The sequence below is a fragment of the Alloyangia pacifica genome, from assembly GCF_900116195.1.
In the GTDB taxonomy this organism is placed as follows: domain Bacteria; phylum Pseudomonadota; class Alphaproteobacteria; order Rhodobacterales; family Rhodobacteraceae; genus Salipiger; species Salipiger pacificus.
Genome location: NZ_FOZW01000012.1, coordinates 1 through 18,299, shown reverse-complemented (window position 1 = coordinate 18,299; position 18,299 = coordinate 1). Strand labels below are relative to the sequence as shown.

At 64.8% G+C, this 18,299-nt stretch carries 14 protein-coding genes and 2 tRNA genes; 11 read left to right on the top strand and 5 right to left on the bottom strand.

From position 1 onward, the window contains the following. The first annotated feature begins 17 nt into the window (after positions 1–17). From BM397_RS21650 to BM397_RS29775, 3 genes are all read left to right on the top strand, one after another. A complete protein-coding gene (locus BM397_RS21650) occupies positions 18–1,817 on the top strand; it encodes a type I secretion system permease/ATPase (protein ID WP_092428430.1) in 1,800 nt (599 codons plus the stop codon). Further along, the gene (locus BM397_RS21645) at positions 1,814–3,184 is read left to right on the top strand and encodes an HlyD family type I secretion periplasmic adaptor subunit (RefSeq protein ID WP_092428428.1); all 1,371 of its coding nucleotides are present in this window, start codon (positions 1,814–1,816) and stop codon (positions 3,182–3,184) included. The genes BM397_RS21650 and BM397_RS21645 overlap by 4 nt, the downstream gene beginning before the upstream one ends. Positions 3,185–3,383: 199 nt before the next feature. Further along, positions 3,384–4,460, top strand: coding sequence for a response regulator transcription factor (locus tag BM397_RS29775; protein WP_092428426.1), 1,077 nt, complete (start codon positions 3,384–3,386; stop codon positions 4,458–4,460). A gap of 309 nt (positions 4,461–4,769) precedes the next feature. Here BM397_RS29775 and BM397_RS21635 read toward each other — a convergent pair whose 3' ends face one another. From BM397_RS21635 to BM397_RS21625, 3 genes are all read right to left on the bottom strand, one after another. Beyond that, entirely contained in the window at positions 4,770–4,952 is a 183-nt protein-coding gene (locus BM397_RS21635) for a hypothetical protein (RefSeq protein WP_092428424.1), read from the bottom strand. 104 nt (positions 4,953–5,056) lie between these two features. Then, positions 5,057–5,143 (bottom strand) — tRNA-Leu (locus BM397_RS21630). A 159-nt stretch (positions 5,144–5,302) separates the two neighbouring features. Beyond that, positions 5,303–6,991, bottom strand: a complete 1,689-nt coding sequence (locus BM397_RS21625; protein ID WP_092428422.1) for a peptidoglycan-binding domain-containing protein — start codon at positions 6,989–6,991, stop codon at positions 5,303–5,305. A gap of 132 nt (positions 6,992–7,123) precedes the next feature. Here BM397_RS21625 and lipB point away from each other — a divergent pair, with 132 nt between their 5' ends. After that, positions 7,124–7,810 carry a lipoyl(octanoyl) transferase LipB gene (gene lipB / locus BM397_RS21620; protein WP_256218775.1) on the top strand — a complete coding sequence of 229 codons (687 nt, stop codon included), beginning with the start codon at positions 7,124–7,126 and terminating at the stop codon, positions 7,808–7,810. Position 7,811: 1 nt separating this feature from the next. Here the strand turns inward: lipB and BM397_RS21615 are convergent, their stop codons facing one another. Continuing rightward, the gene (locus BM397_RS21615; protein ID WP_092428418.1) at positions 7,812–8,708 is read right to left on the bottom strand and encodes a LysR family transcriptional regulator; all 897 of its coding nucleotides are present in this window, start codon (positions 8,706–8,708) and stop codon (positions 7,812–7,814) included. Positions 8,709–8,849: 141 nt separating this feature from the next. Here BM397_RS21615 and BM397_RS21610 point away from each other — a divergent pair, with 141 nt between their 5' ends. The 4 genes from BM397_RS21610 (at position 8,850) to selD (ending at position 16,054) form a co-directional block, all read left to right on the top strand. Continuing rightward, the gene (locus tag BM397_RS21610; RefSeq protein WP_092428416.1) at positions 8,850–9,662 is read left to right on the top strand and encodes a VOC family protein; all 813 of its coding nucleotides are present in this window, start codon (positions 8,850–8,852) and stop codon (positions 9,660–9,662) included. A 4-nt stretch (positions 9,663–9,666) separates the two neighbouring features. After that, complete coding sequence (locus BM397_RS21605) at positions 9,667–10,647, top strand: glutathione S-transferase family protein (RefSeq protein WP_092428414.1); 981 nt, start codon at positions 9,667–9,669, stop codon at positions 10,645–10,647. A gap of 276 nt (positions 10,648–10,923) precedes the next feature. Beyond that, positions 10,924–13,713, top strand: a complete 2,790-nt coding sequence (locus BM397_RS21600; protein WP_092428412.1) for a bifunctional aconitate hydratase 2/2-methylisocitrate dehydratase — start codon at positions 10,924–10,926, stop codon at positions 13,711–13,713. A 181-nt stretch (positions 13,714–13,894) separates the two neighbouring features. Further along, on the top strand, positions 13,895–16,054 hold the full coding sequence (gene selD / locus BM397_RS21595; RefSeq protein WP_092428410.1) for a selenide, water dikinase SelD: 2,160 nt from the start codon (positions 13,895–13,897) through the stop codon (positions 16,052–16,054). Here selD and mnmH read toward each other — a convergent pair. Next, on the bottom strand, positions 16,036–17,082 hold the full coding sequence (gene mnmH / locus BM397_RS21590; protein WP_245696168.1) for a tRNA 2-selenouridine(34) synthase MnmH: 1,047 nt from the start codon (positions 17,080–17,082) through the stop codon (positions 16,036–16,038). The genes selD and mnmH overlap by 19 nt on opposite strands. Positions 17,083–17,245: 163 nt before the next feature. Between mnmH and BM397_RS21585 the strand changes: the two genes are divergently transcribed. The 3 genes from BM397_RS21585 to BM397_RS21575 form a co-directional block, all read left to right on the top strand. Continuing rightward, a tRNA-Phe gene (locus BM397_RS21585) sits at positions 17,246–17,320 on the top strand. 199 nt (positions 17,321–17,519) lie between these two features. Continuing rightward, complete coding sequence (locus BM397_RS21580; protein ID WP_092428406.1) at positions 17,520–17,714, top strand: helix-turn-helix transcriptional regulator; 195 nt, start codon at positions 17,520–17,522, stop codon at positions 17,712–17,714. Between the two features lie 321 nt (positions 17,715–18,035). After that, positions 18,036–18,299 (top strand): transposase (locus tag BM397_RS21575; protein WP_143187073.1); only part of this gene is annotated, 264 nt, incomplete at its 3' end.

Genomic DNA, 18,299 nt, shown 5'->3' with positions numbered 1-18,299 from the left:
CACGGGATCTGAGTGACATGGCCCGGTCCTCCAAAACACGCGCCGCCTCCGATCCGCTCCTGAGCGAGACGCTGCGCAAATGCCGAGGCGCCTTCCTGTGCCTCGGGCTCTTCAGCATGGCAATCAACCTGCTGATGCTCGCCTCGCCGCTTTACATGCTGCAGGTCTACGACCGCGTGCTCAGCAGCGGCAGCACCGAGACCCTCTTGATGCTGACTCTGATCCTTGCTCTGGCGCTCCTGACCATGGCGATGCTGGACACGCTGCGCAGCGCATTGGCGCTGCGCATGGGGGCCTGGCTCAACGAGACGCTGGGCCCCGAGTTCCTCGGTATCAGCCTGCAGGCGAAGCTTGCCGGGCGCCCGGGCGGCGGTCAGGCGTTCCGCGATCTCTCGCAGGTCCAGGCGTTCATGGCGACACAGGGTATGACCGCATTCTTCGACTTTCCCTGGACGCCCTTCTTCATCGCCATTATCTGGCTGCTCCACCCCCTTCTGGGGATGATTTCCCTTGCGGCCGCGCTGCTCCTGCTCGCCCTGAGCTATGGCAACGAGATCGCCACTCGGGGCCTGCTCAAGGCTGCGAACAGCAGCCAGATTGCCGGAACATCCCTCGCAGAGGCCACCATCGGAAATGCCGAAGTCGTGCGGACGATGGGTATGACCGGCGCGCTGATGGCCCAGTGGAAAGGGCGGAACAGGATCACCCAGAAGAACCTTCTGCGCGCCAGCGAACGCGGCGGCTATTTCACCGGTGGGGCAAAATTCCTGCGCTACTTTGCACAGAGCGCAATGCTGGGAGCCGGTGCATGGCTGGTGATCCGCGGAGAGTCCACCCCGGGGTCAATGATCGCGGGCTCGATCCTCTTGAGCCGGGCACTGGCCCCGGTGGACATGGCCATGTCTGTCTGGAAGAACTTTTCCGGCGCCCGGCTGGCCTATGGCCGCCTGCGGGACCTCGTGGACGACTTCCCGCGCGAACCGAAACGCATGCCGCTTCCAGCGCCCAAAGGCGGGCTTCAGGTGAAGAAATTGACGGTCGTCGGCCCGAACGGCCCGCTTCTGGCACGGGTCAATTTCGACATCGCTCCCGGCGAGGTCGTCGCGGTCATCGGCCCGTCCGCCGCGGGAAAAAGCACGCTCTGCCGCGCCATCGTCGGCCTCGCCAAGCCGGCCTCGGGCACGGTCTCCCTGGATGGTGTCCGCATCGACCATTGGGAGCCGGAGGACCTCGGGCCGCACATCGGTTACCTGCCGCAAGAGGTCGGGCTGTTCGTCGGCACCGTTCAGCAGAACATCGCCCGGATGACCGACGGTCCAGCCGCAAGGGTGGTCGCGGCGGCGGAGAAGGCGCGCGCCCACGAGATGATCGCGCAGCTTCCGCACGGCTATGACACCGAACTCGGCGAACGAGGTGCCGGGCTTTCCGGCGGCCAGCGCCAGCGCATCGGGCTGGCCAGAGCCGTTTTCGGCAACCCGGCGCTGATCGTGCTCGACGAGCCGAATGCCAACCTTGATCAGTCTGGTGAGGCGGCGCTCTCGGCCGCGATCCTCGACCTTAAGAAGGCAGGTGCGTCGCTGCTGATCGTGGGCCATCGCCCCTCGACACTGGCGCAGAGCGACAAGGTCCTGCTGCTTCAGGGCGGCAAGGTCCAGGCCTTCGGCCCACGCCAGGAGGTGCTCGCCCGTATGCGGGATGCCAAAGAGGCGGAAAAGGTTGCCGGTGGCACTCCGCCCGCGGTTTCGGCAGAGGCATCCGCGATCGGGCGGCGTGGCGAAGCCGGACGCGAACTCGAGACCAGGGAGCCATCCCGATGACCATCGCACACGCGTATCCGCCAAGCGGCCAGAGGGTTCGAGCGTCTGAAAACGCGCCCGATCACGGCGTCACAGAAGACAACCGCAGCCTCTCCGAGGCGATCCGCGCCCCGCGCCGCGCGGGCCTGTTGGTCATGGCGGTCTTTCTCGGCGGATTGGGCTGGTGGGGGTCGATGGCCCCTCTTGCGGGCGGCGCAATCGCCCCGGGGCGGATCAGTCCCGACAGCGGCGTACGTTCGATCGAACACCTCGAAGGCGGACTGGTCAGCAACATCCGCGTGCGTGACGGTGACCGTGTGCGCGCCGGCGACATCCTGCTGACGGTCGACGTGACAGCGACCCGGGCGGAGGCGGCGGTGCTTGCCGACCGCCGGCTGTCGCTGTTGGCCGAGCAGGCCAGGCTCGTCGCTGAACTGGCAGGCAGCGACGCCCTCGACTTGCCCGAGGACCTGAGCAGCGATACTCCGGGCCTCTCCTCGGTCCTTGCAGGGGAGCAGCAGACCTTCGCCGCGCGGCGGGCCTTGCGCGTGGCGCAGCAGCGGGTCTTCGAACAGCGCATCTCGCAGCTTTCAGAAACGCTCAGCGGACACAGGCTCCAGGCGGAGAGCGCCGCCGAACAACTTGCCCTGATGCGCGAGGAACTCGCTGACAAGACCTCGCTCTTGGAGAAGGGGCTGGCGGCCAAGGCCGAGGTGCTCCGGCTGCGGCGCGCCATTGCCGAACTCCGAGGGCTCCGTGGGAGCTACCTCACCAAGATGGCCGAAGCCCGCCAGGAAATCGGCGAGATCGAGTTGAACCTCAAGGCACGCGATGCGGAGGAGTCCGAAAAGCTCGCCATCCGCGCCTCGGAAGCCCGCAAGGAACTGGCCGAGATCGCGCAGCGGCTTTCCGCCCTGCAGGCCATTTTGGATCGCGAGCGACTGGTCGCCCCGGTTGATGGCACGATCTCCAATCTCAGGGTGAGAAATGCCGGAGAGATCCTGCAGCCCGGGCAGCCGGTGCTCGACGTGGTTCCCGTCAGAGAAGGGCTGCTGATCGACGCCCAGGTTGCGCCGAACGATATCGATGCGGTTGCGCCCGGCATGACTGCGCAATTGCGCATCTCGGCCTATTCCGGCCGGACCCTTCCAAGGATCGAAGGGCAGGTCACGATGGTTTCTGCAGACACCAGCATCAGGGAACCAGGCGGCACCGCGTACTATCCCATACGTGTCGAAGTGGACGCCGGCGAAATCAGCGAGCTGGGGATCGACCTGCGCTCGGGCATGCTGGTCAGCGTCCTGATCGTGACCCGCGAAAGATCGATGGGGAGCTACCTGCTCGAGCCGATCCGGGATCTGCTGCAGAACGCCATGCGTGAGGTATAAAAGCGCTGTTTTCAGCGGCAATCCGCCAAGCGCACACCTTAAGGTATATTGCAAAGCATTCTGTATTACCCAGATGCTATACTTATGGTCAGGGATAAAATTCTATATTTGGAATGAAACATTCATAAAGAAGTTCTCGGGGGGGCATATTAAATGACATTCAGAAAATGGTTGAAATCCATTTCGACAGGTCGGTGAGATGAGCATGTCGAACTCACAGGAACCGACTCTGTACATCGTCGATGAAATGCCGCTGACCCGAGCGCAGTTATCGCAATTTCTCTCAGGCTTTGCACGCCTTCACAGGCTGCGGATCGAAGAGGTGGCGGCCAGCGACAGCGACGATATCTTCCCCCAGGCTCAAGGGGGGATGTGCGTCATCAATACTGGCGCCAGCAGCAGCCAGTCCATCTGGTTCAGCATCGTCCAGAAACTAAGCCAAACGACGCGCCTCGGGCCGGTTGTCGTATTTTGCGAGATCGCCAGCGCCGAGTTCGTGCGCGGCGCCCTGGAGGCTGGCGCGCGGGGCGTGGTCCCGGCGGCGACCGATCCAGCGGTTGCGCTGAAGTCGCTGGATCTCACGCTGCATGGCGGGATCTTCGTCCCGCCATCGGTTCTGGACCAGATGAGGTCGTCGGACTCGTCCCAGGATCCGGACGACCCGCCGCCCGGCAGGCCGGAGCAACTGCCCGACCTCTCCGGAGGATCGTCCGGCAGTCAAGGCGCAGCTTCCCGATCGGCGGAGGCCCTGGAGCCACCCCGCCTCGACAAGAGGCTCTCGCAAGAGCGCCGCGACGCCGGGGGTGACAGCGAAGAACCCGACCTCGCCGAATTGACTCCGCGGCAGATGGCCGTGCTGGATCACCTCTCTCAAGCTCGGTCGAACAAGGAGATTGCCCGCGTCTTGGACACCACCGAGGCGACGGTGAAGCTTCATGTACGGCAGGTGATGCGCAAGCTCGGGGCCAAGAACCGCACGGAGGCCGCACTGATTGCCGCGCGCAGTCTGCAGACCCACGCCGGTGATGCTACCGCAAACGCATTGGAACATCGGCCCCAAACCGGCGCGGGAGCTCTGCAGCCCGACCTCCCCAGCCATCGCGAGCTGCTGGCCACGGTCAGACATGGTGACACGCACAGGATTCCCAGCGACACCCTTGCAGCGGATCGGAATGTTGCCTTCGACCAACGCGCTGCGGAGCAATTGCGGCGCATGGAGAAGAGCGGGTCGGTACACTTCTCCGGACTTCAGCCCGAGACCGGACGACTAAGCTGACTGCATTCCCGGACGATCAACGATACGGCGTCCGTTGCGGATCACGGTCACCGCGCCGGGCAGGTGGATACGATCAGACCGCGTGGGCGCACCGACCGTCGCCCGCGCGGGCGATCAAGGGATTCTGCGTGATCGGGCGAGCCAGCCAACCGGCCCTACTCAACACCCTGTGCGGCCCACGTGGTCGGCGCAGCCGGTCAGGGCACATGCCAGCAAGCTGCGTTTTGCAGCTCTGTGCCCGAGAGGGTGTAGAGGCTACCTATAAGAGATCATTGCCTTCTCGGGCTCGACGAGGAGTTCGCAAGCGGGTCAGCGCTGCTGATCCATGGAGGCCCGTGAACGCAACACTTCAAATTCAGGGACTTTTTTCAGCTTCGCCTGCGCCAATGCCGCAACCTTGGCGATACCGCCGACAAACAGGTCAAGATCGGGGAGACGCCGGCTGAATTTGAGAAGGCCGAACAGGCGCTTCAGAAAGATGATCACGCGCATCTAATGAAGCTCTGACAATGCCAGTCTTGCCACTTGATGGTATCGGAAGACTGCCGCTCATCTCGGCGTAAGCCTAGCAATGTCAAAACCTTGCTAGGCTTAGATGGTGCGGTCGAGAAGACTCGAACTTCCACGGGAGTTACCCCACAGCGACCTCAACGCTGCGCGTCTACCAATTCCGCCACGACCGCACTGTCTAGGCTTGGTGAAGCGGTCTCTAACGAAGCCCGCGGGGGATGTGAAGAGGAAAATCGAACCTTTCTGCGAAAAGTTTGCGCGACCTTACGGCAACCATGAGTTGGGCCGGCGCGCAGCGCGCCGGCCCACGTTGAGTCAGGCTCTTTTCCGCCTCATTCACTAACGTTGAAGGTCGGGATCGTGGCACCGGCCTGGGTGACGACGGAGGGCGCATCGGACTCCGGTCGCCCACCTCCCAGCATCACCGAGGCCTTGCGGAGCAGCCCGGCTCTCTCCGGAAGGCCCGGTGAGAATACCGGCGTCGCCCCGGCGTCGAGCGCGTCGAGAGCCTGCGCGTACCAGGCGAGCGAAAGATCGGCACGCCGCGCTGCGCCGAAGCCCTGGCTCAAATGGTGGCCAACCAGTTCGGCGTAGGGCGCCTGCCCCAGCGCAACCAGCAGCAGGGCCGAGCCCACGGCCGCATCGAGGTCATCTCCCTTGTAGCCCGCCGCGAGACAGATCTGCGCAGTCTTCTCGAGCTGAGCCGGCGACATTCCCGAACTCAGGATAAAGGCCTTTGCGTCCGACAGGACCTCATCCCGCGCCTTCACCGACACGGCGGCGACCTGCGCGTGCAGAACATCGCCGAAGCCCGCGCATTGCGCCGCGATCTGCGCCGGCGTGGCGCCCGGAACCTTGGCGATCAGCGCCTCGCCCTGCGCGATGGCATAGCTGCGAGCAAGGCACAGCTGTTCGGCGAGCGCGGCCGACGCATCGGTCATCGTCGCCTCGGTGATGTAGCCACCGTTGGTGGTGGTCATCAGGCTGAGCGTGTTGCACTGGGACTGCAGCGAGGCCTGCACCGGAGCTTCGCCGAAGAAATTGGGAATCGCCGGCGCCTCGGCCAGCGCCCCGCCCTGGACGACAGGTTGTGCCGAGGGCACCGGGGTTGCGGCCGAGGCCATCTGCGTTTGCGGTGCCTGAGGCTGAACCGGCGCGGGCTGCACCGGCTGCAGCGCCATCTGAGGCTGAGCCGGGCCGGTCTTCGAGCAGGTCCCCCGCTGGCAGGTGAACATTGCAGGCGTCACATTGAAGGCCTGGAAATCGTTGCGCTCATATCCCTCGGGGGTCGAGGCGAAGACTCGCACCGCGCAGCTCTGGGCGTTGCACCAGAAGGCCGATCCGGTCACCGAGGTGTCGAGGATGTAGTCCGTCTGGCCATCGCCGTTGATATCCGAAAGCTGGATGAATCCCGAGCGCTGCACCAGTTGCTCCGCCGAGGGATCCGAGCTCTTGGCGATCTCGTTCACCGCCGCCGCGACCACTGCGGGCAGGCCGTAGCTGCCAGCGATCGCCGAGGTGGCCCCATAGCCCGTGCCGTTCATCTGCTCATCGCGGTACGCGATCAGCAGCCCGCGCACGCCCTGCGGATTCTGTGCGATCTGCTGCGATGTCGCCGGGCCGCCTGCCTGAGCGCGGCGATAGGAGCCCACCAGGAAATCGCGTTCATATTCGGTCAACTGCCCCGTGGGCGCATATCCCATGTGCGCCTGGAAAGAAGAAATCGCTGCCCGAGACTTGCTGCCCATTATTCCATCAGGCGTACCGGAATTGAACCCGAAGTAATTCAGGGCCGTCTGCGTGGTGCGATTGGCCTCGCGTGCCGCAGACGAGACACTTGGCGAGCTTGCACGGGGCGCAACATACGTGCGTTTAACGACTTTTTGCCTGGGCTGATTTGCAATGGCACTGCCGATGATACCGCCAACGAGACCACCAACAAACGCGTTGTCGGCGAGTGCGGGAATCGGCGTCAGGGCGAGACTGGCACAAACCATCCCGATCAGTGAATGACGCTTCATATTGAGATTCCTCCAAATTCTTCTTCATTTTCAGGGGCCATCGAGCCCGTAAATTAGACTTTGGAAATAGATAAAAAATTGTTAGTGAATCCTGAAAATACTGTCCCCCCTCGCGCATTGACGAGTCAAGAGATTAACCATAAGCGCTCTGACATGGTTGAGTGGATCACGAAAGACGGGCTGACCGGCTACGACGAAGCCGTTGCCTTCATGGAGAAGCGCGCCGCGGCGATTGCCGCGGGCGAGGCCGATGAGTTGATCTGGCTGGTCGAGCATCCGCCACTCTATACCGCGGGCACCTCGGCGAAGATCGAGGACCTGCGCGACCCAGACCGCTTCCCGGTCTTCGGTACCAAGCGCGGCGGTCAGTACACCTACCACGGGCCCGGCCAACGCGTGATCTACGTCATGCTCGACGTGGGCCGGCGCGGTCGCGACGTGCGCCGCTTCGTGCAGCAGCTCGAGAGTTGGGTGATCGCCGCGCTCGCCGAGTTCAACATCACCGGCCACATCCGCGAGGGTCGCGTCGGCGTTTGGGTCGAACGCCCCGACAAGCCGCTGCTGGCCGACGGTCGGGTGACCGAGGACAAGATCGCCGCCATCGGCATCCGCCTGCGCAAATGGGTGAGCTTTCACGGCATCTCGATCAACGTCGAGCCGGAGCTGAGCCACTTCGACGGCATCGTGCCCTGCGGCATCTCCGAATTCGGCGTGACCTCGCTGGTCGACCTTGGCTTGCCGGTGACTATGGACGATCTGGATGTCGCCCTGCGCCGCAGCTTCGACGAGACCTTCGGCGACGAGCCTGAAGACCGCTGACCTAGCCCGCCAGCAGGTGGGTCTTCACGTCCTCCGCGGCAAAGTCGACCAGCGCGCGCACCTTGCGCGGCAGCATCGCGCCCTCGAGATAGACCGCATGCAGGTCGTGCATAGGCTTTTCCACCTCGGCCAGCACCTCGACAAGCCGGCCTGCCTCGATGTCGGCCGTCACCACGAACTCGGGGCAGTAGGCGACCCCCTGCCCCGCCAGTGCCATGTCCCGCGCCACACGAGCGCTGTTGACCGCGAAGCGGCTGGCAATCTGCACCTCGCGCACGGCCCCCTCCGAGCCGAAACGCCAGCGCGGGCTGCGCTGGTTGCTGTCATGGATGCAGGCATGACCGCCCAGCGCCTCGGCGGAGTCCGGCGCGCCGTGCTCGGCGACATAGGCTGGCGCGGCCACCACCTTCATGCCGAAGCGGCACAGCCTGCGCGCCTTCAGGGTGTTGTCCGAGAGCCGCCCGATACGGAACGCCAGGTCGATCCCCTCCAACGCGAGATCCGTGTAGGCATCCGACAGCCGCAGTTCCACCGACAACTCGGGATGCGGCGCCGCGAAACGGCTGAGCAGGTCAGCGGCATAAATCTCCCCGAAGGTCAGCGGCGCCGCCACCCGCAGCACGCCGGAAAACCCGCGTGCCTCGTGCTCGACCGATCCAAGCAGATCCTCCAGCTCCTCGAGCCAAGCGGGGGCGCGGGCGAGAAGTTTCTCGCCCGCCGGCGTCAAACCAACCCGCCGCGTGGTGCGCTGCAACAATCGCGTGCCCAGACGCGCCTCAAGTTCCGCCACGTATTTTGAGGTGAGCCGGTTCGACACCCCCATGCGCTCGGCGGCGGCGGTGAAGGAGCCGGTCTGCGCGGTGGCGACGAAGGCGCGGATCTGGTCAACGATGTCCATCGTAAATTCCGAACGCTGTATGGATAGTATTACCACATACTCGCCATTTCTTTCCGAAAGGCCAGCCCGCATATTCTCCGCAACGGCAGCAAGTGCTGCCCCCCTTGCCCGCACACCGGGACACGCATTCGGAGAGAGATCATGGCAACCAGCGACGCCCCCCTCGAAATCGGCCAGGTAAGCCTGACCGTCAACGACCTCTCCAAGGTCGGCAACTTCTACCAAACCGCCCTCGGCCTCGAGAAGCTGTCGGATGACGGCACCGAAGCCCGCTTCGGTGCGTATGGCCGCAGCCTCATCGCGCTGCGTCAGGACAAGAGCGCCCAGCACCACTCCCCGCGCGAGGCCGGGCTCTTCCACACTGCTTTCCTGCTGCCCTCGCGCGCCGATCTCGGCGCCTGGCTGCACCACGCGGCCGAGACCCGCATCCCGCTGCAGGGCGCTTCGGACCACCTCGTGAGCGAGGCGCTCTACCTTGCCGACCCCGAGGGCAACGGCATCGAAATCTACATCGACCGCCCGCGGGATCAGTGGACATACAAGGGCGACGAGATCGAGATGGCCACGAACCATTTGGATCTGCAGGACGTCGCGAACAGCGCGACCACCAAGTGGCAGGGCGCACCAGAGGGCACCGTGGTGGGTCACGTCCACCTGCAGGTCGGACGGCTCGACCCGGCGGAAGCCTTCTATTCCGAAACCCTCGGCATGGCGGTGACCAACCACTACCCGGGCGCGACCTTCTACGGCTCGGGCGGCTATCACCACCACCTCGCCTCGAACATCTGGAACAGCCGCGGTGCCGGGCCGAAGAACGGCCCGACGACAGGGCTGACCGAGATCGAGCTGCGCGGCACCGCGCAGGAGATCGAGGCCATCCGCAGCCGCACTCCGGCGGAAACCCCGCTGGTCGATCCGTGGGGCACCACCTTCACCCTGACCCGGAAGGACTGAGACCATGCTGATCGACGGGAAATGGACCGCCAACTGGCAGCCGGTGCAGAAGGCCGACGAAAAGGGCCGCTTCGTGCGGCAGGAGTCGAGTTTCCGCAACTGGATCACCCCCGACGGCAGCGCCGGCCCCACCGGGACCGGCGGCTTCAAGGCGGAAGCCGGACGCTACCGGCTCTATGTGGCGCTGATCTGCCCCTGGGCCTCGCGCACGCTGATCGCCCGCAAGCTCAAGGGCCTCGAAGAGATCATCCCGGTCACCGTGGTGAACCCGCGCCTCGACGACCAGGGTTGGAGCTTTGGCGGCTTCCCCGGCGCGGATGACGACCCGCTCTTCGGTGCGCAGCACCTGCACGAGCTCTACACCCGCGCCGACCCGCATGTGTCGGGCCGCGCCACGGTGCCGGTGCTCTGGGACGAGAAGCTGGGCGTGATGGTCAACAACGAGAGCGCCGACATCGTGCGCATGTTCGACACCGCCTTCGAGGACATCGCCCCCTCCGACATACGCCTCGCGCCCGACGAGCTGGTGGAGGAGATCGACCGCGAAAGCGCGCAGATCTACCAGCTCTACAACAATGGCGTCTACAAGGCCGGCTTTGCCAGCTCGCAGGACGCCTATGACGAGGCGGTGTCCCAGCTCTTCGAGGAGATGGCGCGCATCGAGGAGCGCCTGTCGGATGGCCGCCCCTTCTATTTCGGCGACAGGCTGACCGAGACCGACATCCGGATCTTCGTCACCTCGATCCGCTTCGACGCTGTCTACCACGGCCTGTTCAAGTGCAACATCAAGCGGCTGGAGGACCACCCGTACATGCACACCCACATGCTGCGGATGCTGAACACCGGCGGGATCGCCGAGACGGTGAACCTCGATCACATCAAAGCGGGCTACTACGGGATCAAGACGCTCAACCCGCCGCGCATCATCCCCGCCGGCCCAGCCGCTCTGGCCGCCGAAATCGACCGGGCCCAAGCGGCGCTCTGACCCACGCAAGCAAGGTCACTCGCGGTCCGGGGCACCCAGCCCCGGGCCATCGCGATTCAAAACAGCCCGATCTTCCGGCACGCGAATGGCCTGCCGCCGCCCCGGCGTGATGACGATGGGTCTGGATGCCAGACTGTGGCAAGATGCATCGTCATGTGTATTGAAAACCCCGGGCAGTTTGTATACTGCCGCATACAGCTCGCTTGACCCGGCACGCCAGATATCTCTGAGTTTCGGTGTTCAAGCGGAAACCGACACCTAAACGGCGGGTCAAACATGAGCTTGTACACAGACTACCTTGATGAGATCGGCACGCGCAAAGCGCAGGGCCTGAACCCCAAGCCCATCGAAGACGGGGCGCTTGTCGAAGACCTCATCGCGCAGATCAAGGATGCCGACAGCGTCCACCGCGACGACGCGCTCAAGTTCTTCATCTACAACACCTTGCCGGGCACCACCAGTGCGGCCGGCGTCAAGGCCGCCTTCCTGAAGGAGATCATCCTCGGCGAGGCCACCGTGTCGGAAATCACCCCGGCCTTCGCCTTCGAGCTGCTGTCGCACATGAAGGGCGGCCCGTCGATCTCGGTGCTGCTCGACCTCGCCCTCGGCGAAGACGCGGGAATCGCCTCGCAGGCTGCAGAAGTTCTGAAGACTCAGGTCTTCCTCTACGAAGCCGACATGGGGCGCCTCGAGTCGGCCTACAAATCTGGCAACCCTGTCGCGAAGGAGCTGCTGGAAAGCTACGCCAAGGCGGAATTCTTCACCAAGCTTCCCGACATCGACGAAGAGATCGAGATCGTCACCTATATCGCCGCCGAAGGCGATATCTCGACCGACCTCCTGTCGCCGGGCAACCAGGCCCACTCGCGCTCGGACCGCGAACTGCACGGCAAGTGCATGATCTCGGAAACCGCGCAGAAGGAAATCGAGGCGCTGAAGCTGCAACACCCCGGCAAGCGCGTGATGCTGATCGCCGAGAAAGGCACGATGGGCGTTGGCTCCTCGCGGATGTCCGGCGTGAACAACGTGGCGCTCTGGACCGGCAAGCAGGCCAGCCCCTACGTGCCCTTCGTCAACATCGCGCCGGTCGTGGCCGGCACCAACGGCATCTCGCCGATCTTCCTGACCACCGTCGGCGTCACCGGTGGCATCGGCCTCGACCTGAAGAACTGGGTCAAGAAGCTTGACGCGGACGGCAAGCCGATCCTCAACAACGACGGCAACCCGGTTCTCGAGCAGAAATACTCTGTCGCGACCGGCACCGTGCTGAAGATCGACACCAAGGCGATGAAGCTCACCGATGAAGACGGCAAGGAGCTGGTCGACGTCTCCTCCGCCTTCACGCCGCAGAAGGTCGAGTTCATGAAGGCAGGCTCGTCCTACGCCATCGTGTTCGGCAAGAAGCTGCAGACCTTCGCCGCCGAAACGCTGGGCGTGAAGCCGACCCCCGTGTTTGCGCCGAACAAGGAAGTCTCTCACGAGGGCCAGGGCCTGACCGCGGTCGAGAAGATCTTCAACCGCAACGCCCGCGGCACCACGCCGGGCAAGACCCTGCACGCCGGCTCCGACGTGCGCGTCAACGTCAACATCGTGGGCAGTCAGGACACCACCGGTCTGATGACCTGCCAGGAACTCGAGGCAATGGCCGCGACGGTGATCTCGCCGTCCGTGGACGGCGCCTACCAGTCCGGCTGCCACACCGCCTCGGTCTGGGACAAGAAGGCACAGGCGAACATTCCCAAGCTGATGTCCTTCATGAACAACTTCGGCCTGATCACCGCGCGTGACCCGAAGGGCGTCTATCACTCGATGACCGACGTGATCCACAAGGTGCTGAACGACATCACCGTGGATGACTGGGACATCATCATCGGCGGCGACAGCCACACCCGCATGTCCAAGGGCGTGGCCTTCGGTGCCGACTCCGGCACCGTGGCGCTGGCACTGGCGACCGGCGAAGCGACCATGCCGATCCCCGAGTCGGTGAAGGTCACCTTCAAGGGCAAGATGGCCGACCACATGGACTTCCGCGACGTGGTGCACGCCACCCAGGCGCAGATGCTCCAGCAGCACGGTGACAACGTCTTCCAGGGCCGCATCATCGAAGTGCACATCGGCACCCTGCTGGCCGACCAGGCCTTCACCTTCACCGACTGGACGGCCGAGATGAAGGCCAAGGCCTCGATCTGCATCTCCAACGACGAGACGCTGATCGGCTCGCTCGAGCTGGCCAAGTCGCGCATCCAGGTGATGATCGACAAGGGCATGGAGAACGACGCCGGCACTCTGCAGGGTCTGATCGACAAGGCGGACAAGCGCATCGCCGAGATCACGTCGGGCGAGAAACCCGCGCTGACCCCGGATGCGAACGCCAAGTACTTCGCCGAAGTGGTGGTTGACCTCGACCAGATCGTCGAGCCGATGATCGCCGACCCGGACGTCAACAACGCCGACCCGTCGCGCCGCTACACCCACGACACCATCCGCCCCGTCTCCTACTACGGTGGCGAGAAGAAGGTGGACCTCGGCTTCGTCGGCTCGTGCATGGTGCACAAGGGCGACATGAAGATCGTCGCGCAGATGCTGAAGAACATCGAGCAGGCCGAAGGCAAGGTCGAGTTCAAGGCGCCGCTGGTGGTGGCCGCGCCGACCTACAACATCATCGACGAGCTGAAGGCCGAGGGCGACTGGGAAATCCTGCAGAAGTACTCGGGCTTCGAGTTCGATGACCTCTTCCCGAAGACCCAGAACCGCACCGAGTACGAGAACATTCTCTATCTCGAGCGTCCGGGCTGTAACCTTTGCATGGGCAACCAGGAAAAGGCTGCCAAGGGCGACACCGTCCTGGCCACTTCGACCCGTCTCTTCCAGGGCCGCGTGGTCGAGGACAGCGCCGAGAAGAAGGGCGAGTCGCTGCTTGCCTCGACCCCGGTAGTTGTGCTCTCGGCAATCCTTGGCCGCACCCCGAGCGCCGAGGAATACAAGTCGGCAGTCAAGGGCATCGACCTGACCAAGTTTGCGCCGCCGCTCGCCGCTCCGGCGACCGCACGCTCGGTCCACTTCTGATCGCGGCAACGCAGACACCAACTGATCACCGGCGGCCATCACGCTGCCGGTGACCCCGGCGGGCCCGGGCCGAGCACCCCTCGGCCCGGGCCCGTCTGCTTTCGGAGCCTCCTCTGCGAGAAGCGCTCCACCTCCCCGCGAAAGCCGTGCTACACCCGCTTCCGACCAGCCGGAGACCCCAATGCGCGCGCCCAACCTGCCCCTCACCCGTGACCTCGTTCTTATCGGTGGCGGCCATTCCCACGCGCTGCTGCTGCGCATGTGGGGGATGAAACCACTGCCCGGCGTGCGAGTGACGGTGATCAACCCCGGCCCGACCGCGCCCTATTCCGGCATGCTGCCCGGCTTCGTGGCTGGTCACTACGGCCGTGACGATCTGGACATCGACCTGGTGAAGCTGGCGCGTTTCGCCGGGGCGCGGGTAATCCTCGGCGCGGTCACCGGCATCGACCGCGCAGCGCGGCAGGTCGAGGTTGCCGGGCGCGCACCCATCGGTTTCGACGTGGCCTCGGTGAACATCGGGGTGACCTCGGCCATGCCGGACCTTCCAGGCTTCTCGGAACACGCCCTGCCCGCGAAACCGCTCGGCCCCTTCGCGTCTGCCTGGGACGCCTACCGCGCCGGCGACGGCCCGGCCTCGGCGGCAGTGATCGGTGGCGGTGTCGCGGGCGCGGAACTGGCCTGCGCCATGGCCTTCGCGCTGCAACAACGGAAACGCCCCGCGCAGGTGCTTCTCGTCGAGCGCGCCACGGCGCTCACCGCCCTGCATGCCCCCGCCGCGGCCAAGCTGCGCACCGCGCTCGCCGCGCAGGGCGTGACGCTGATGGAAAACAGCGAGATCACCGAGATCACCCCCCGGGGCCTGACTCTCGCCGACGGTCGCGAGATCGCCGCCGAGTTCATCGCCGGAACCGCGGGCGCGCGGGCGCAGGGCTGGCTGCAGGAGAGCGGGCTCGAGCTGCAAGACGGCTTCATCAAGGTCGCCCCGACGCTGCAAAGTTCGGACCCCGCCATCTTCGCCGCCGGCGACTGCGCCCATCTTGTCGAGAGCCCGCGCCCCAAGGCGGGCGTCTTCGCCGTGCGCGAAGCGCCGATCCTGCTGCACAACCTGCGCGCCGTGCTCGAGGGCCGCGACGATCTGCGTCCCTACCGTCCCCAGCGCGACTATCTCAAGCTGATCTCGCTCGGCCGCAAGTCGGCGCTGGCCGACAAGGCCGGACTGGCCCTCTCCGGCCCGCTCATGTGGCGCTGGAAAGACCACATCGACCGCAAGTTCATGCACAAGTTCCAGGAACTGCCGCAGATGACACCGCCGACGCTGCCGCGGCATCACGCGGCGGGGATGGAAGAGGCGCTCGGCACCAAGCCCATGTGCGGGGGCTGCGGCGCCAAGGTCGGGCGGGACGCGCTGGCCTCGGCGCTCTCGACCCTGCCCGCCCCCGCGCGCGCCGATGTCACCGCCCTGCCCGGCGACGATGCGGCGTTGCTGCTCACGGGCGGCGCGCGGCAGGTTATGACGGTCGACCACCTGCGCGCCTTCGTGGAAGACCCCGAGGTCATGGCGCGGATCACCTGCATCCATGCGCTCGGCGACGTCTGGGCGATGGGCGCGGCACCGCAGGCGGCGGTCGCCAGCCTTACCCTGCCGCGCATGTCAGAGCCGCTGGCCGAGCGCACCTTGACCGAATGCCTCGGCGCGATCACCGAGATCCTTCGCGCCGAGGGGGCCGAGCTAGTCGGCGGCCATTCTGCCATGGGAGATGAGCTGAGCATCGGCCTGACGATCACCGGACTTTGCGAACGCGCCCCGATCACGCTGGGCGGTGCCCGCCCCGGCGACCGGCTGATCCTGACCAAGCCGATCGGTACCGGCGTCGTGATGGCCGCCGAGATGGCCGGCGCAGCAAAGGGCGAATGGGTCACGGAAGCCCTCAAGCACATGACCACGGCACAGGGCGTGGCCGCACGCCTGCTGAGCCATGCCGCCGCGATGACTGACGTCACCGGCTTCGGCCTCGCCGGGCATTTGCTGAACATCTGCACAGCATCCGGTGTCGGTGCGCAGCTGGACGTCGCGCGGGTGCCGCTGCTTCCGGGGGCCGAGGCGCTTTCCGCCGCCGGCCATGCCTCGACGCTCTATCCCAAGAACCGCGCGGCGTTGCCATTCCAGCCCATGGGCGCGAAAGAAGACCTCATGTTCGACCCGCAGACGGCTGGCGGGTTGCTCGCGGCGGTTTCCGGCGATGTGGCGGCGACACTCGCGCAGCTGCGCGCGGCGGGCTTCCCGGCGGTGGAGGTCGGCGAGATCACCGACAAGCGCGGTCAGATCGAGATGGTCTGAAGCCGCGCCGCCATCCGGTCCGCCAGCGCATCCAGAGCCGCCTCGTCCAGCGCCGGGGTGTCAAAACGCTCGATCACATCCGGAGACATGGCCCGCATCGACTTGTCGTAGGCCGGATCGTAGTGATCCGCAGTCAGCGACGCGCAGAGTTCCAGTCGCTGCCCTGAGTCGATCAGCGCCTCCCAGCGGTCAATCAGGTCGTGCCCACGATGGTAGCGCAGCGGCTGAAGCTTATCCTTCAGCACTGGCCCATTCGACAGAATGTCATCATAGGCCGCGTTCAGATAGACGGCACGCGCCTCGAGCGGCGCGGTGACCTCGACCCAGAGCGCAAGCTTCATCGCCTCCCAGATGGCAGGCGGGATCAGCAGCTGGCCGATCTTGCTGCTCTCGGCCTCGACCAGCACCGGCCGCGCCGGATCCAGCGCATCCAGTGCCTGTACCAGCGCGGTCTCGAACGCCTTCTGGCTCGGCTGCCCGCCCGGCATGTCGCCGAGCAGAGAGCCGCGGTGCCGTGCCAGCCCTTCGAGGTCGATCACCTGCACGCCGCGCGCCGCCAGTTTCGGCAGGAGCGCGGTCTTGGCTGTGCCCGTGTGCCCGCCGAGTTGGATCAGCTTGAACGGCAGCGCAGTATCATAGAGCGCCTCGGTCACCAGTCGCCGATACGTGCGGTAACCGCCCTCCACCGCTTCGGAACGCCAGCCGATCTGCTGCAGCATCCAGGCAAAGGATCCCGACCTCTGGCCGCCGCGCCAGCAGTAGACCAGCGGCTTCCATCCGCCCTCGTGATGCGCCAGCGGCCCCTCGATATGGGCGGCGGCATTGCGGAACACCAGCGCCGCCCCGAGCTTGCGCGCGAGGAAGGGCGACTGCTGCTTGTAGATGGTACCGACCCGCGCCCGCTCCTCATTGTCGAGCACCGGCAGGTTGATCGCGCCGGGGACGTGGTCCTCGGCGAATTCGGCCGGGCTGCGCACGTCGATGACGGTGTCGCAGCCATGGCGGAGGAAGTCGGAAAGCAGTGTCATCTTGCGTGGCATGGCGCATTTGGTACCCCGCCATGGACGGCGAAGAAAGCGCGATCTGGAGCGACGCTAGGGCATGAGAATTTTTTCGTCAAAACCCTCTGGACACTGCCGAATAGCTCGACTAAACCCCGCCTCACCCGAGGGGCAGCGCCCTTCACCCAGTGCCCGGGTAGCTCAGGGGTAGAGCAGTGGATTGAAAATCCTCGTGTCGGTGGTTCGATTCCGCCCCCGGGCACCACAAATACCCTTGATATGCAATGTGGTTACCTCGACTCCGTGCAAGCGGACGTGGACTTATGCAGTTCCGGGACGACATCGGGACGACAGACTTCCCTCCGTTGATCATTTGCATCAATCTCAACTAATGGCACATCGAAGTTTCCGGCGAAACCAGATCAACATCATTTCCTCTCCAGTTCAGCGACCGGAGTTAAGAAATGAACCATGAAGGCATCCCCCACGACGTTCTGCTGCCCATCGCGGCGGTCTGTGAGATCGTGGCCCGCTCCAGGGCAAGCATCTACCGCGACATTAAAGACGGAACGTTTCCCAAACCGCAGAAGCAAGGTCGATCGAGCCGCTGGCGCCACTCTCTCATCATGAAAGTTGTTGAAGGACATTATCCAGAGTGATGCTATCCTGCGATGGTGCTCTGTGGCACGCGATACCTTGGAGCACCTTCGCAGGCCTCCAGCGTAAATGATATTCTTCTCGTGCGATGATCTTTTCAGAACTGCCTGCAGCGCAGCGCGACTGACCAGCTCGACCCGCTTGAAAGCGCGAGGCCCGCGGTGAGCTACATCATCTCGCGGGACATTATCCTCGTCGGATGAAAACGGCGGCGAAAAATCAGACCACGGCGGCAGGATAGCTCTGCTGCGGGCGGAGTAGGCTCAGGACCCATTGATTGTGCCAGAGGGGCATGATTCACCGTGCGAAAACAGAGCGGTGATATGTCTGATCTCTTCTGGCTGAGCGATGCGCAGATGGCGCGTCTGGAGCCCTATTTCCCGAAGTCCCACGGCAAACCGCGCGTTGATGATCGGCGCGTTCTCAGCGGGATTATCTTCATCAATCGCAATGGGTTGCGCTGGAGAGACGCGCCAAGGGAATACGGCCCCCACAAGACGCTCTACAACCGCTGGAAGCGTTGGAGCGACAAGGGCATCTTCGCGAGGATGATGGCGGGACTGGCTGCCGGGCACGGCGAGAAAAAG